The organism is Streptomyces tendae (assembly GCF_008632955.1).
In the GTDB taxonomy this organism is placed as follows: Bacteria; Actinomycetota; Actinomycetes; order Streptomycetales; family Streptomycetaceae; genus Streptomyces.
On sequence record NZ_CP043959.1, the window covers coordinates 6,802,478 to 6,816,961 of the forward strand.

The window sequence follows — 14,484 nt, forward strand, 5'->3', positions numbered from 1 at the left end:
CAGACGCAAGAGTGCCTGCCGCTTCCTCCGTACCTCACAGTTTCGCGTTGAGGGTCATGAACGAGCGACGCTCGATGAACTGCTCAAACGTCGGCTTGGGGGATTCGCCGGACAGGTCCAGGCCGCACATGCAGAGCTCTGGGCGATTCGACAGGAGCTCGAAGTCACGCAAGGCATCGTCGAAAGAGCAGATGACACCGGGCTCGGTTGCAGAGTCGATCACTAGGACGTGGTCATGAGTTCCCATCGGGGTCGCTCGCGCCCAACACACTGCCTCATCGTCCGAGACGCCGTTGAGTGAGAGGGACCGGCACGATAGATCCCGCCAGTCGATGCCTTGCCCCGCCCAAGGGAGCGTGCAGAGATAGGCGTCGAACGCCGCGGCAAGCTCGACTGTGCTGATCAAGGCATCGCGGTCCACGGCCCAGGTGAAGATCTCTGCGGCGCGCACTCGCGCAGGTTAACCGGGCCGCGTGAAAAGCTGGAGGCATGCCCCTTGCGTGCCCGTCCGGTCGGGGAGCGGCGGGGAACGGCAGTCGCTGGCGGGACGACGCTCACGAGAACGGCCCCTGACCGATCTACCTGGTCAGGGGCCGCTCTCACTGCTCCTCGCGCGGAGGCGGTGGGATTTGAACCCACGGTGACATCGCTGCCACGACGGTTTTCAAGACCGTTCCCTTAGGCCGCTCGGGCACACCTCCCCGCGCCGGCCGGTGATCGGCGGCGCGGGGACAAGGGTAACGGGTTCGACGGACGCGGGTGGGGTCAGCTGTCGCCCACGCGGGAGCCCAGCGTGAGTTCCGTGGTGCGCTCCTTGCCGCCGCGTTCGTAGGTGAGCGTGACCTCGTCGCCGGGCTTGTGGGTCCAGATCTCGCCGATCAGGGTGGGGCCGGAGTCGATGACCCGGTCGTCGAGCTTGGTGATGACGTCACCGGGACGCAGGCCGGCCTTGTCGGCGGGGCCGCCCGGGTCGACGGGTTCCGTGCCGCCCACACCCTGCTCGGTGATCTTCGCGCCGCTCGCCGTGTCCTCCAGGGAGACGGACGCGCCGATCTTGGCGTACACCGGCTTGCCCGTCCTGATCAGTTCCTGGGCGACGTACTTGGCCTGGTTGATCGGGATGGCGAAGCCCAGGCCGATCGAGCCGGCCTGCCCCGTTCCGAAGCCGCCGTTGCCGGTCGACTGGATCGCGGAGTTGATGCCGATCACGTTGCCCTGCGCGTCCAGCAGCGGGCCTCCGGAGTTGCCCGGGTTGATGGACGCGTCGGTCTGCAGGGCGCTCATGTAGGAGGCCTGGCTGCCGCTGCCGTCGCTGGACGCCACCGGACGGTTCTTCGCGCTGATGATGCCGGTGGTCACCGTGTTGGACAGACCGAAGGGCGCGCCGATCGCGATGGTCGAGTCGCCGACGGCCACCTCGTCGGAGTTGCCCAGGGTGAGCGGCTTGAGGTCCGACGGCGCGTTCTTCAGCTTGATGACGGCGACGTCGTACCCCTGCGCGTTGCCGACGACCTCGGCGTCGTACTTCTTGCCGTCGGGGAAGGTCGCGGACAGCTTGCCCCCGTCGACGGCGTCCGCCACGACGTGGTTGTTGGTGACGATGTGGCCCTGCTTGTCGAAGACGAAGCCGGTGCCGGTGCCGCCCTCGCCGTTGCTGCTCGCGGCCTCGATGGTGACCGTGCTGGGCAGCGCCGCCGCGGCGACGGCGGCGACCGTGCCCGGGTCGCGCTTGACGTTGCCGCCGCTGGTGGACGACGAGACGGTCGTCGAGCCGCCGCTGTCGTTCTCCCGGGCGAGCGTGTAGCCGAGGCCGCCGCCCAGACCACCCGCGACCAGCGCGGCGACCAGGACCGCGGCGACGACGCGTCCGCGCCCGCCGCCGCTCTTCGGGGCGGGCTGCTGGTACGGGGTGCCCCAGCCGCTGCCCCAGCCACCGCCGTGGCCCGCGGCACCGTGCCCCGCACCGCCGTCACCGCCGTACGACGGGGTGGACGGCGGCGGGGGCGGGGGCCAGGAGGCGTCAGGGGCGGAGGAGGACCCGCCGGGGGGAGGGCCGGCCGGGGCGCCGCCGTAGGGGCCGGGGTCCTGGTGTGCGGGGGAGCCCTGGGCGCCGTAGGGGTCGCCGGCCGCCGGAGCCGCCCCCGCGTGCGCGCCCTGGGGAGCGGAGGCAGCGGGAGCATCCGCCGGCGGGGGCGGCGGAGCGGACGGGGCCGGGGGTACCGCGCTGCCCTCGTTCTCGGTGCTCACAGCTTCTCTCCTCGATCCACGGCTGTCGTTCTCGGTCGTAACGGCTGACGTTGTCGGTCGCACGGGTGCTCGCAACGCACGCGCGCCTGGGCGTCCGGCGCGACGCGGATGCAGCTGTGCACGTCTCCTTTGTATGACGTCAGCTTTTCCCACACGCCGTCAGGGCACCGTAAGCCGTTCCTGTGGGTCCGGGGCCATTCTTTATATAGGGCATTACTCACGTAGGGCGCGCCACCCGATGGCTCCGACCGGACGGCCGTGCCGTTCACGTCACACCGCCCGCACGTCGGCCGGCGAGCGGTGGCACCATGACGCGGTGACCCACGCACGACAGCACCTGACCCGAGTCGTCGCGCACCGCGGAGCCTCCGAGGACGCCCCTGAGCACACCCTGGCCGCGTACCGCAAGGCGATCGAGGACGGCGCGGACGCACTGGAATGCGACGTACGCCTCACCGCCGACGGCCACCTGGTCTGCGTACACGACCGTCGCGTCAACCGTACGTCGAACGGGCGCGGTGCGGTCTCGGCGCTCGAGCTCTCCGATCTCGCCGCCCTCGACTTCGGCTCCTGGAAGAGCCGGGACGCGGCCGGCGGACCTCGCGTCGAGGAGCCCGACTGGGAGCACCGCCCGGAGGACCGCGAGGCGACCTCCGTCCTCACCCTGGAGCGGCTGCTGGAGCTCGTCTCGGACTCCGGGCGCCGGGTGGAGCTGGCGATCGAGACCAAGCACCCCACGCGGTGGGCGGGACAGGTGGAGGAGCGGCTGCTGGTCCTGCTCAAACGCTTCGGGCTGGACGCGCCCGCCGACCGGGAGGACTCACCGGTGCGCGTGATGAGCTTCTCCGCGCGGTCCCTGCACCGCGTGCGGGCCGCCGCCCCGACGCTTCCGACGGTCTACCTGATGCAGTTCGTCACACCGAGGCTGCGCGACGGGCGGCTGCCCGTCGGTGTGGACATCGCCGGTCCGTCGATCCGCATCCTGCGCAGTCACCCCACGTACATCGAGCGACTGAAGCGATCCGGCCGTCAGGTGCACGTCTGGACGGTGAACGACGCGCGGGACGTGGACCTCTGCGTCGACCTCGGCGTGGACGCCATCATCACCAACCGCCCGCGCGCGGTGCTCGACCGGCTGGGCCGCTGACCAGGCACGAACCGGACACGGACCCAGGCGGCGAGACGACCGAGAGGTGCCGGCGCGGTTGTCGCGGCGGTGCCGGAGGCGCCCCGTCCGCCCCATACGTCTCAGAACTCCCGCACACCCCTTGACCCACGGGACCTGCCGCACACATCCTCTTATCTCGGCCACACCGACGAAATCCAGCCACATGACTACGGGGAGTGCTCCGGCGCGTTCGGTACGTGTTCGCTCGTTCCAAGTGCGTCACCGCGCACGGATCGGCCGGTTTCCGGTTCAGGCCGATGGGGCATCCACACCGTGGCGTGGGGCGAAGGAGGTCTCGGGGGTGGCGTTGGTGGTGGCACAGGAGGTGCCCACGTCGTCGAGCATGGCCGTGCCCCATGGCCCTGCGGGCGTGGGGAAGGCGAGGCGCCGGATGCGCGCGCAGCTGCGCGACGGAGGCGTTCCGGAATCGGTCGTCGACGATGCCGTACTGATCCTTTCCGAGCTGTTGAGCAACGCGTGCAAACACGGCCGGCCCCTGGGCGACGCTCTCGCCGGGGACGGCGACGTGCGGGCGGCCTGGCGGGTGGATCCGCGCGGCCGGCTCGTCGTGGAGGTCACGGACGGCGGCGGCCCGACCCGCCCCGCACCGGCCACCCCGTCGGTCACGGCGCACGGCGGCCGCGGGCTGAACATCATCACCGCGCTGTCCGACGACTGGGGCGTACGGGACGAGGTTCCCGGGGAGGTCACGGTGTGGGTCGTCGTCCACGACGACGTGCACGACCCGGACGCCAGGAGCTGTCACCGCCGCGAGGACTTCGCCGCGCGGGTGACCGCCCCGCCCGTCTCGCACATCGCCGGCCTGGACTTCGCGGACGTCTTCGACGACCTGGACTGAGGCGGGCACGGGCCGAGGACGACGGGACGGCGGGCGCCCGCTCGCCCCGGTCGTCCACGGGGCGGCGCTGACACGCTCGCCCCCGGTCGTCCACAGGTCGGCACCGACACACTCGCCCGGTTGTCCACAGGTCGGCACGTCGTCCACAGGTTCCCGTCGGCCGGGGCGCGAACGGCTAGGCTCGCGCCCGTACGAGACGAGCCGTAACCGGGAGACACCCACGATGGCCAAGAAGCGACCTCAGACGAAGGCCAAGCGCCCGCAGCTCACGGACGGGCAGATCCCGGTCGTCGGCGCCCGCGAACCCTGCCCCTGCGGCAGCGGCCGCCGCTACAAGGCGTGCCACGGCCGCGCCGCCGCGCAGGCGGTGACGGAGCTGGTGCGCCGCCCCTTCGAGGGCCTGCCGGGCGAGTGCGACTGGGTGGCGCTGCGCGAGCTGGTGCCGGCCGCCACCGTCGAGCTGACCCTGAAGGACGGCCTGCCCGAGGGCGTCCCCTCGGTCACCCTGGCCACGGTGCTGCCGATGGCCTGGCCGGCGCTGCGCCGCGACGACGGCTCGGTGCTGCTCGGCCTGCAGAACGACACCTCCTCCGGCGACATCAGCCGCGACCTGGCCGACACGCTGCAGCGTGCGCTCACCGCCGACCCGGGCACCCCGGTGCAGGCGCGGCGCGCTCCGGCCGACGGCCCCCGGCTGCAGGACCTGCTCGCCCCCGAGGGACCTTTCGAGCCGGTGGTGCACGACGGCTTCGAGTTCTGGGTGCCGGACCCGGAGAACGCCACGCCGGACGTCACCGCCTCCCTGGAGCGGGCCAACGCGGCGGCCATCCCGACGGTCAAGCTGACGGGCGTGGACTCGGCGTACTGGTGCGAGACGCCGGAGAAGAACCACCTGCGGTGGGTCATGCCGCACCCCGAGGAGCAGCTTCTGGACGCTCTCGCGCGGCTGCACGCGGCCGGGCAGTCGTCCCTCGGTGAGGGGACGCGCCTGGTGGGTTCCTTCCGTGCCCACGGGCTCACCGTGCCGGTGTGGGACCTGCCCAGCGGGGTCGGTGCCGAGGACGTGGAGAAGCCGGCGGCCGAGTTCGCCGAGCGGCTCGCCACCGCGCTGGCCGCCGACGCGCCCCTCACCGCCGACGAGCGCCGGGCCCGTGGCGGTCTGACGAACCGCCAGGTCACGTTGAGCTGAGGGGCCGCCGTACGTGGCGCTCCCCCCGTGGCCCGGGCGGCCGAACCGCCCGGGACGCACCACCCGACCCTTGCGCAACTCCCGGTAGGGACAAGCCAGTCGGTGACCGGAAACGCCGAGTTCGAATTTGCGAACCGCCGATCTCTTGTTACCGTTCCAGTAGCCCGGTTGCTGGTGCATCCCCCGTCGCCAGCAACCGGGTCTTTGCGTGCCCGTCGCCGGTACTGCGGACAGACCCTCCGGGGTCCGTCGCCGCCCCTCGGACGGGCTCACCGGTCGCCGGTCGGCGGTCCCGTCCCGACGCGTTCGATCACCGGCCTTCTCCGGCCGCGGAGTTGCTCCCCGATCGCAGCAGCAGCCCGTCCCCCGTGCCGTCCGCGGACGCGGTGTACCGCGCGAACTCCGCGACCGCCGTGTACTCCGCCGGCGCGCCGGCAATTCGTACGGGCGGGGTCTCGCACAGGGACGGGTCGTCCCCGGCGGACACCGCGCACCGGCTCCGCACGCTGCGCCCGTCCGGGCCGAGGAGGGCCAGCGCGGCGTCCAGGGTCCTGCCGGTGAGATTGCGGTGGTAGGTCCGCGCCCAGACGTCCTCCCCGCGCACCACCACACAGGTCTGCGCCTCCACCCCCTCGGGCGAGGACAGCTCGGGGCCGCAGCGCAGGGCGGTGGACAGATGCCCGCCGGGCGGCACGGACTCCGCCGTCGACGCGCGCGCCGTCGTGCCGGCGGGTGGTGCGGCAGCCGCGGGCCTCCCGGACACCCCGGGTACGGAGGACGGGCCGGGGACGTCCGGACGGACGGCGGCCCGGCGCGGGGCGTCCGGACCGGCGGAGGCCGGGCGCACCGGGGTCTCACGCGGGACGTCCGGACCGGCCGCGGCCTGGCGCCCGGCGTCCTGGCCCGCGGACGCCACCGCGAGCGGCAGCACGACGGCGCAGGCCGCCGCGACGCCCGCGAGGGCCGTCAGACGGGTTCTACGGGACGTCCGGACACGGCTCCCGGCATGACGCGGCATGCCCCGGGAAGATAGCGGTCCGGCACGGGCCGCCGGGCGCGGCGCGCGACGGCAGCCCCTACATCTCGGGCGCGCTCACACCCGTACGGGTGAGGGCGTCGACCACGGCGTCCACCACGGCCTCGACATCGGGCACCCAGGGCGCCACCGAGCCGGGCAGCGGCGCCCGCTCCCAGCGGATATCGCCCTGCGCGGTGGTGGACGGCGGCAGGGCGAGGTAGCCGCCCTCGCCGTGGAAGCGGAGCGAGCCGGGGACGAAGTCCTTGGCGTACAGCAGTTCGCCCAGCTGCTCCAGGGAGTAGGGCTTCACGAGGATCGCCCAGCGGGCCGGCGAGGCGACGACCGGGCCGAGCCGCATCCCCCGGCGTTCCAGCGCGGTGAGCGCGCTGGCAGCCGGCAGGGCGGGCAGGGACACAGCGCACGGGGCCTTGCCGCCGGTGGCGAGCACGACGGGCGCCGTCGGCCGGTTGGTCCACCACCAGCGCACCATGCGCGGGTCGGTGGTGGCGGCGAGGAGGCCGGGGTCGAACGGGTGGGCGCCCGGGACCGTGCACTCCGGGTCGGGGCAGGCGCAGCGGGACCCGTTCTGCGGGTCGGCCGCCACACCGGGGAGTACGGGCCACTGCCACTGCGCGGCGAAGGTCAGGGCCGCACCGATCAGATCGGGCCCTCCGTCACCGCGCCGGGACAGGAGCCTGCGTCGCCTTCCGAGGATCTCGCGCATGAGCGCTCGTTCCTTTCCGTTGCACGCCTGGCAACACCGTGGACCACATCACGTCATGTGTCGATCACTTCACTGTGCGTACCTGTTGGCGCATCACACCCCCGCGCCGGGCAGGGGGAACCCCTATGGGCCGGGCATGGGCTGCCTCCGCGGCCGTTCCACCCATACAGCGTCTATCAGAAGTACGGGTACGGCGTGGGGTGGCGAAGTCTGGCGTTTGCCGTCGCGCGTGTTTCTCTCCGCCTCCGCCACGGGAGGATGGGGCACGGTCGTCGGTGGTTAAGACGCCCGGGTCCGTCGCCAGGTTCCCGAGCGGTTCCCAACCACCCCTGGCCTTCTCCGAGTACGTACCCATCACGACCGCTGTGACGCTCCGTCGAGCAAGGCCAGTCGACCGCAGTGAGCCTCCCCCTGAGGCAGTTTCAAGCCAACTTCGAATTTCGGCAAGAGGTCCGACGGGAGTTCCCTCCCGTCTCACGGACACCAGGAATCCCAGCAGGACAATGCTGGACATCTCCTCACGAGTACGTGTACATGTGGAGACACTGCCGGCGACGCAGAATGACATGGGGGTTTGCGATGCTTTTGAGCAGTACGTACCGGTCGGAAAGCCGGACGCCATGAACGCCCCGCACCCTCCGAAAGTGGCCGGAATCGATTCAACGGTTCCCGCCCCGGCACACACTGTCGCGCCCGCCACGAGTACCTCTCCGCCCTCCGCGGCAAACCCCCAGAACGCCCCGGGTGCGCTGCTCCAGGACCGCCTCGCCGGCTGGGTCTCGGACCTCACGACGCTGCACGAACTCACCGAGCGGCTGGTGCGCGCCGGCACGCTCGACGAAGCGCTGAAGGAGCTGCTGCGCGCGGGTGCCGCGCTGGTCGGCGCCCGGCGCGGTCTCGTCTCCCTGGAACCCGCCGACGGCCGGGGCCAGGCCGCCACGGTGGGGCTCGGCCTCGGCCGCGCGGACCTCGGCCACATCGAGACGGTGCCGCGCGGCTCCCTGCCGTACGGCCGGATGCTCGACGGGCTGCCCGGCGGGGACGACGGCGTCGCCGAGCCCGACCTGTTCGCCGAGAAGGGCCTCGACCCCCGGCACCGCGAGGTCGCCGCCCGCCTCGGCTACGCCGCCAGCTACAGCCTCCCCCTCGCCACCGGGCCCGCCGGACGCCTGGGCGCGGTCGTCTGGCTCTACGACGAACCCGCCGAGCCCGCGGAGCGGCAGCGCCACCTCGTCGGCCTGTACGTCCGTCAGGCCGCGGAGCACCTCGCCCAACTCCTCGAACTGGAGCACACGCGCGCGTGCATGGCCACGATGACCGAGGAGCTGCTGCCCTCCCGCCTGCCCCGGGTGGCCGGCGTGCAGCTGGCCGCGCGGCACCGCACCTGCCCGAGCGGAGGCGGCGACTGGTACGACGCGCTGCCGCTGCCGGACGCCGCGCTCGGCCTCGCCGTCGGTTCGGTCACCGGTTCCGGCCCCAGCGCGGTCGCCGCGATGGGACGGCTGCGGGCCTCACTGCGCGCGTACGCCGTGATGGAGGGCGAGGACCCGGTCGCGGTGCTCTCCGACCTGGAGCTGCTGCTGCGGCTGACCGAGCCGGCCCGTTCGGCCACCGCCCTGTTCGGCTACTGCGAACCGGCGCTGCGCCGGATCACCCTGGCGGGGGCGGGCCACAGTCCGCCGCTGCTGGTCGGCGAGCGTCGCACCGAGTTCGTGGAGACGTCCGTCTCGGCGCCCCTCGGCATGCTCGCCTGCTGGGAGGCGCCGAGCGTGGAGGTCCAGGCGGAGGCGGGCGAGACGGTACTGCTGTACACCGACGGCCTGCTGCACCGCACCGGCGATCCGACCGACCGTGCCTTCGCCCGGCTGCACGCCGCCGCGGCCGGGGTGCCCCGGGCGATTCGCCGCGACCCCGGTGCCGTCGCCGACCACGTGCTGCGGGCGGTGCTGCCGGAGGGCGCGGACGCCGAGGACTCCTCGGAGGACGTGGTGCTCCTCGCGGCCCGCTTCGACTAACCGGCGCCGCCCCGCGCCCCTCACCGCGCGTGCGCCTGCCGGTAACAGGCCCTTCCCCGGTTCGTCCGTTTCCGCCCGACCGTACGATGGGGGGTGGTCCAGTGCCGTATCGAGGAGGATGACCGTGGCGGAGGAGCTGCCGGAGACCCCGGAGACTGCCGACGAGGAGCCCGTCAAGCAGCGGAAGAACGGCCTGTACCCGGGCGTGTCCGACGAGCTGGCCGCGAACATGCAGAGCGGCTGGGCCGACACCGAGCTGCATGACCTGGAGCCGATCGCGCAGGCCGCCGAGACGGCCGCCCGCCGTGCGGCGCTGTCGGTCCGCTTCCCCGGCGAGCGCCTGGTGATCCCCGCGGGCAATCTGAAGACCCGGTCGAACGACACGGAGTACCCCTTCCGCGCGTCCGTCGAGTACGCGTACCTCACCGGCAACCAGACGGAGGACGGCGTCCTCGTCATGGAGCCGACGGCCGAGGGCCACCAGGAGACGATCTACCTCCTGCCGCGCTCCAACCGTGAGAACGGCGAGTTCTGGCTGGACGGGCAGGGTGAGCTGTGGGTCGGCCGCCGCCACTCCCTGACCGAGGCCGAAAAGCTGTACGGCATCCCCGCCTCCGACGTCCGCGAGCTGGCAGGCGCGCTGCGCGAGGCCACCGGCCCGGTCCGCGTGGTGCGCGGTTTCGACGCCGGCATCGAAGCGGCGCTGGCCGACAAGGTCACCGCCGAGCGCGACGAGGAACTGCGGGTCTTCCTCTCCGAGATGCGGCTCGTCAAGGACGAGTTCGAGGTCGGCGAGCTGCAGAAGGCCGTCGACTCCACGGTGCGCGGCTTCGAGGACGTGGTGAAGGTCCTCGACAAGGCCGAGGCGACCAGCGAGCGCTACATCGAGGGAACGTTCTTCCTGCGCGCCCGCGTCGAGGGCAACGACGTCGGCTACGGCTCCATCTGCGCCGCCGGCCCGCACGCCTGCACCCTGCACTGGGTGCGCAACGACGGCCCGGTCCGCTCCGGCGACCTGCTGCTGCTCGACGCCGGTGTGGAGACGCACACGTACTACACGGCCGACGTCACGCGCACCCTGCCGATCGACGGCCGCTACACCGAGCTGCAGAAGAAGATCTACGACGCCGTGTACGACGCCCAGGAGGCCGGCATCGCGGCCGTGAAGCCGGGCGCGAAGTACCGCGACTTCCACGACGCCGCGCAGCGTGTGCTGGCCGAGCGGCTGGTCGAGTGGGGTCTGGTCGAGGGCCCGGTGGAGCGGGTGCTGGAGCTGGGCCTGCAGCGCCGCTGGACGCTGCACGGCACCGGGCACATGCTCGGCATGGACGTCCACGACTGCGCCGCCGCGCGGACCGAGACCTACGTCGACGGCACCCTGGAGCCGGGCATGGTCCTCACCGTGGAGCCGGGCCTGTACTTCCAGGCCGACGACCTGACGGTCCCCGAGGAGTACCGGGGCATCGGCGTGCGCATCGAGGACGACATCCTCGTCACCGAGGACGGCAACCGGAACCTGTCCGCGGCGCTGCCCCGCCGTTCGGACGAGGTCGAGGCGTGGATGGCGGGCCTGAAGGGCTGACGCCGACGGCGAGAAACGCGTCAGGGCCCCTCCCGCCAGCGGGAGGGGCCCTTCGCGTGTTCGCTACACGGCCGTCAGCGGCGCGTCCTCACGCCATTTGAGGATCTTGTCGAAGCTCACCACGGCACCGCCCCGGCCCGGCTTGTTGCCGATGTGGACGTGGTCGGCCAGCTCCTGGATGAGACAGAGACCCCGGCCGTGCTCCGCCTCGGAGGGTGCGGGTCTGGCGGGTGGCCGGGTGCGGCCGGCCGTGACGGCGGGGAAGCCGGGTCCCGCGTCGGCGACCTCGATGCGGCACTTCTCGCCGTCCAGGTAGGCGGTCACCCGGAACGCCTCCGAGATGCCCTCCCGCGCGGTGTCGCCGCCGTGCTCCACGGCGTTCGCGCAGGCCTCGCTGAGGGCGACGGACAGGTCGTAGGAGATCTCCGGGTCCACCCCCGCGGTCTCCATGGTGCCGAGCAGCAGGCGCCGGGCGAGCGGCACGCTGGCGGCATCGCGCCGCAGATGGAGTGACCACCAGATGCTCATGCTCCAGCCTCCTGGCTGCGGCTCGACATACCGTTACGTATTGCCCTGTGTGCCCGTCCGTAAGCGCAAAGTTGACGTGACACCGCCCATATGGCGGGTGTACGGGGGAGCCGATCGGTGTATGTGGGACGCCGCACCGCACAGGTGATCTTACGGTCGTACCTCATCTTGTGGACCTGCCGTACGGCGCCGGGGGTGCTGGTGCGATGATGAGGCCGCCATGTCTGCCCCCCACCGGCGCACGATGCGCTCCGGACGAGGACTCCGGATTCTGCGGGCCGCGGTGTTCGCCGCGGTCTGCGTCGTGCTGGCCGGGGCGGGCCACTCGCTCGCCTCCTGCGACACCGTCCCGCTGTGGACGCTGGGCGCGGGATTCCTCGCGGCCGTCGCGGTCGCCGCGCCGCTCGCCGGACGCACCCGCCCGCTGCCGGTGATCGCGGCGCTGCTGGCCTGCGGGCAGACCGCGCTGCACACGCTCTTCGGGCTCGGACAGCACGGCGCGCCCTCCGAGGGCTCCGCGTCCTCCGACGCCGCCCTGATCGCCCAGGCCGCGCGTCTGCTGTGCGGGCCTGGCGCGATCAGCCCGGCCGAGGCCGAGCGGGTCCTCGCCGACGCCCGGATCGCACCGCACGGTCCCGGCGCCCACGCTGCGGACGCCGTTGCGGCGGGACCGGCGGGAGCGCTGCTGCCGTCGCTGCCGATGCTGCTCGGGCACGTCCTCGCAGCCCTGGCCGCGGGATGGCTGCTGCGCCGGGGTGACCTGGCCCTGCTGCGCCTGGCCGAACTGTCCGCGCACGGCGTCGCCGAAGGCGCCCTCGTGCGGTCCCTGCGCGCGGCGCTGGCCCTGGTGCGGACCCTGCGCGCCGGGCTCCCCGGCGCGCCCGAGGCGGGTCCGGTCACCCCGCGCACCGCGCTGCTCGCGCCGCTTCCGCCGCCGTGCGCCGCCCTGCATCACACGGTGATCCGGCGGGGCCCGCCGGCCGCCACCTCCGCACTCGCTCTCGCCGCCTGACGCGGGGCGACCCACCGGCCGGGGTTTCCGGGCCGCGGTGAAGGACGTCCCGTGCGGCACGCGCGTGCGCCGGTCTCCCGTGTGCGCCCGGCCGTCGTCCCGCCGAAGGGGCCGACCGGCCGTCCGCGCCGCGTATCCCTCACCGTCAGTGAAACCTCAACGAAGCGGAGCAACTTCTGCCATGAAGGCTTCCCGTATCGCCGCCGCCGGCGCCGTCGCCGGTGCCGCCGTCCTCGCCGTGTCCACCCCCTGCTTCGCGCACGTCAGCGTGCAGCCCGAGGGTGAGGCCGCGAAGGGCGGCTACGCGGTCGTCGGCTTCAAGGTCCCCAACGAGCGGGACAACGCCTCGACCACCAAGGTCGAGGTCACCTTCCCCACGGACCACCCCCTGGCGTCCGTGATGCCGCAGCCCGTCGACGGCTGGGACATCAAGGTCACCAAGTCGCGCCTGGCCAAGCCGCTCGAGATGCACGGCAAGAAGATCGACGAGGCCGTCTCCAAGGTCACCTGGACCGCCAAGGGCGACGGCATCCAGCCGGGCTTCTTCCAGAAGTTCCCGGTGTCCGTGGGCACCCTGCCCGAGGACACCGACGAGCTCGTCTTCAAGGCCCTGCAGACGTACTCCAACAAGGAGGTCGTCCGCTGGATCGAGGTGCCGCAGGACGGTCAGGAGGAGCCCGACAACCCGGCTCCCGTGCTCGCCCTGTCCGCGCCCGCCGAGGACGGTCACGGTCACGGCGCCGCTGCCGACGACAAGGCGTCCGGCGACGCCGAGAAGGCCTCCGCGCAGACCTCCGCCGCGTCGGACGACGACGGCTCCGGCGGCACCGACACCACCGCCCGCGTCCTGGGCGTCGTCGGCATCGTGGTCGGCGCCGCGGGCGTCGCCTACGGCGTCCTCGCCGGGCGCCGGCGCACCGCCTGAGTCTCCCCTCTCCACGGCGCGCACCGGAGCCGGCCGCGGACCCGCGGCCTCCCGGTGCGCGCCGCAGCACCCACCTTTCAGGACCATTCCATGCGCAAGAAGACCTACGCGGCGGCGGCTCTGCTCGCCGTCGCCTCCCTGACCCTCACCGCCTGCGGCGGCGGTGACGGGGACAGCGGCGACCCGGTCGCCGTGGTCTCCGAGGAGACCGGCGCCCGCCAGGCGGCCACCGTCCTCGACAAGCCCTTCGAGAAGCCGGACCTCGTCCTCACGGACACGCAGGGCAAGCAGTTCGACCTCCGCAAGGAGACCGCGGGCCGGCCCACGCTGATCTACTTCGGCTACACGCACTGCCCCGACGTCTGCCCGCTGACGATGAACAACATCGCGGTGGCCAAGAAGCAGCTGCCGAAGGACCAGCAGGACCAGCTGCGGATCGTGTTCGTCACCACCGACCCCGAGCGGGACACCCCCGCCGAACTCGGCACGTGGCTCAAGGGCATCGACACCCAGGTCGTCGGCCTGACCGGTGACTTCCCCACCATCCAGGCCGGGGCCCGCACCCTCGGCATCTCCATCGACCCGCCGCGCAAGGACGACAACGGCAAGACCGTCTCCGACCACGGCACCCAGGTCATCGCCTTCTCCCCGAAGACGGACGGCGGTTACGTCCTCTACGGCGAGGACGCCACCGTCGAGGACTACACCAAGGACCTCCCCAAGATCATCAAGGGGGAGAACCCGTGAGGCACCGCAAGGCCACCGTGCCGGCCGTGGCCGGGGCGCTGGCACTGGCGCTGGCGCTGACCGGGTGCGGCGGTTCGGACGACGGCACGGCGCGGCTGTCGGTCGCGTCCGCGTACATGCCGCAGCCGGTCTCCGACCTGGCCGCGGGCTTCCTCACCATCACCAACGAGGGCGAGGCCGCGGACCGGCTGACCTCGGTCAGCAGTGACGTCGCCGGCCAGGTCACCGTGCACGAGACCGTCGACGGGTCCATGCGGGAGGTCGAGTCCCTCGACATCCCGGCCCACGGCAGCCTCGTGCTGGAGAGCGCTGGCAACCATCTGATGTTCGAACAGCTGAAGCGCAAGCCGACGCAAGGTCAGAAGGTGGCCGTCGAGCTGCGCTTCGCCCACTCCGACCCCGTCACGGTCGAGCTCCCGGTGAAGCCGGCCACCTACCGCCCGACGACCGGACACTGAGGGAGACACCCC

Annotated in this window: 14 protein-coding genes and 1 tRNA gene; 9 read left to right on the top strand and 6 right to left on the bottom strand. The window is 72.6% G+C overall.

The annotated features are described in order from the left end of the window. Positions 1-34 precede the first annotated feature (34 nt). From F3L20_RS31220 to F3L20_RS31230, 3 genes are all read right to left on the bottom strand, one after another. On the bottom strand, positions 35-451 hold the full coding sequence (locus F3L20_RS31220) for a hypothetical protein (protein WP_150157101.1): 417 nt from the start codon (positions 449-451) through the stop codon (positions 35-37). Between the two features lie 163 nt (positions 452-614). Beyond that, positions 615-701, bottom strand: a tRNA-Ser gene (locus F3L20_RS31225). 64 nt (positions 702-765) lie between these two features. Further along, positions 766-2,247, bottom strand: coding sequence for a S1C family serine protease (locus tag F3L20_RS31230; protein ID WP_150157102.1), 1,482 nt, complete (start codon positions 2,245-2,247; stop codon positions 766-768). A 316-nt stretch (positions 2,248-2,563) separates the two neighbouring features. Here F3L20_RS31230 and F3L20_RS31240 point away from each other — a divergent pair, with 316 nt between their 5' ends. The 3 genes from F3L20_RS31240 (at position 2,564) to F3L20_RS31250 (ending at position 5,463) form a co-directional block, all read left to right on the top strand. After that, positions 2,564-3,394 (top strand): glycerophosphodiester phosphodiesterase, encoded by an 831-nt coding sequence (locus F3L20_RS31240; protein WP_150157103.1) that lies wholly within the window; start codon positions 2,564-2,566, stop codon positions 3,392-3,394. Positions 3,395-3,629: 235 nt separating this feature from the next. Beyond that, positions 3,630-4,274, top strand: coding sequence for an ATP-binding protein (locus tag F3L20_RS31245; protein ID WP_150157104.1), 645 nt, complete (start codon positions 3,630-3,632; stop codon positions 4,272-4,274). 223 nt (positions 4,275-4,497) lie between these two features. Then, positions 4,498-5,463 carry a DUF5926 family protein gene (locus tag F3L20_RS31250; RefSeq protein WP_150157105.1) on the top strand — a complete coding sequence of 322 codons (966 nt, stop codon included), beginning with the start codon at positions 4,498-4,500 and terminating at the stop codon, positions 5,461-5,463. A gap of 310 nt (positions 5,464-5,773) precedes the next feature. Here F3L20_RS31250 and F3L20_RS31255 read toward each other — a convergent pair whose 3' ends face one another. Further along, positions 5,774-6,394, bottom strand: coding sequence for a hypothetical protein (locus F3L20_RS31255; protein ID WP_346768043.1), 621 nt, complete (start codon positions 6,392-6,394; stop codon positions 5,774-5,776). Positions 6,395-6,539: 145 nt separating this feature from the next. Next, a complete protein-coding gene (locus tag F3L20_RS31260) occupies positions 6,540-7,205 on the bottom strand; it encodes a bifunctional DNA primase/polymerase (RefSeq protein ID WP_150157107.1) in 666 nt (221 codons plus the stop codon). A gap of 503 nt (positions 7,206-7,708) precedes the next feature. On the opposite strand from F3L20_RS31260, the gene F3L20_RS31265 reads away from it, so the two are divergent. Beyond that, the gene (locus F3L20_RS31265; RefSeq protein ID WP_150157108.1) at positions 7,709-9,220 is read left to right on the top strand and encodes a PP2C family protein-serine/threonine phosphatase; all 1,512 of its coding nucleotides are present in this window, start codon (positions 7,709-7,711) and stop codon (positions 9,218-9,220) included. 118 nt (positions 9,221-9,338) lie between these two features. Continuing rightward, complete coding sequence (locus F3L20_RS31270) at positions 9,339-10,802, top strand: aminopeptidase P family protein (protein WP_150157109.1); 1,464 nt, start codon at positions 9,339-9,341, stop codon at positions 10,800-10,802. A gap of 63 nt (positions 10,803-10,865) precedes the next feature. On the opposite strand, the gene F3L20_RS31275 is transcribed toward F3L20_RS31270, so the two are convergent. After that, complete coding sequence (locus tag F3L20_RS31275) at positions 10,866-11,330, bottom strand: ATP-binding protein (RefSeq protein ID WP_150157110.1); 465 nt, start codon at positions 11,328-11,330, stop codon at positions 10,866-10,868. A 220-nt stretch (positions 11,331-11,550) separates the two neighbouring features. On the opposite strand from F3L20_RS31275, the gene F3L20_RS31280 reads away from it, so the two are divergent. The 4 genes from F3L20_RS31280 to F3L20_RS31295 all read left to right on the top strand — a co-directional run bounded on the left by F3L20_RS31280 (position 11,551) and on the right by F3L20_RS31295 (position 14,472). Continuing rightward, positions 11,551-12,342: a hypothetical protein gene (locus tag F3L20_RS31280; protein ID WP_150157111.1), complete on the top strand. Its 792-nt coding sequence runs from the start codon at positions 11,551-11,553 to the stop codon at positions 12,340-12,342. Between the two features lie 181 nt (positions 12,343-12,523). Beyond that, on the top strand, positions 12,524-13,267 hold the full coding sequence (locus F3L20_RS31285) for a YcnI family copper-binding membrane protein (RefSeq protein WP_145829497.1): 744 nt from the start codon (positions 12,524-12,526) through the stop codon (positions 13,265-13,267). A gap of 90 nt (positions 13,268-13,357) precedes the next feature. Beyond that, entirely contained in the window at positions 13,358-14,014 is a 657-nt protein-coding gene (locus tag F3L20_RS31290; protein ID WP_150157112.1) for an SCO family protein, read from the top strand. After that, positions 14,011-14,472: a copper chaperone PCu(A)C gene (locus tag F3L20_RS31295; protein ID WP_150157113.1), complete on the top strand. Its 462-nt coding sequence runs from the start codon at positions 14,011-14,013 to the stop codon at positions 14,470-14,472. The genes F3L20_RS31290 and F3L20_RS31295 overlap by 4 nt, the downstream gene beginning before the upstream one ends. Positions 14,473-14,484 lie beyond the last annotated feature (12 nt).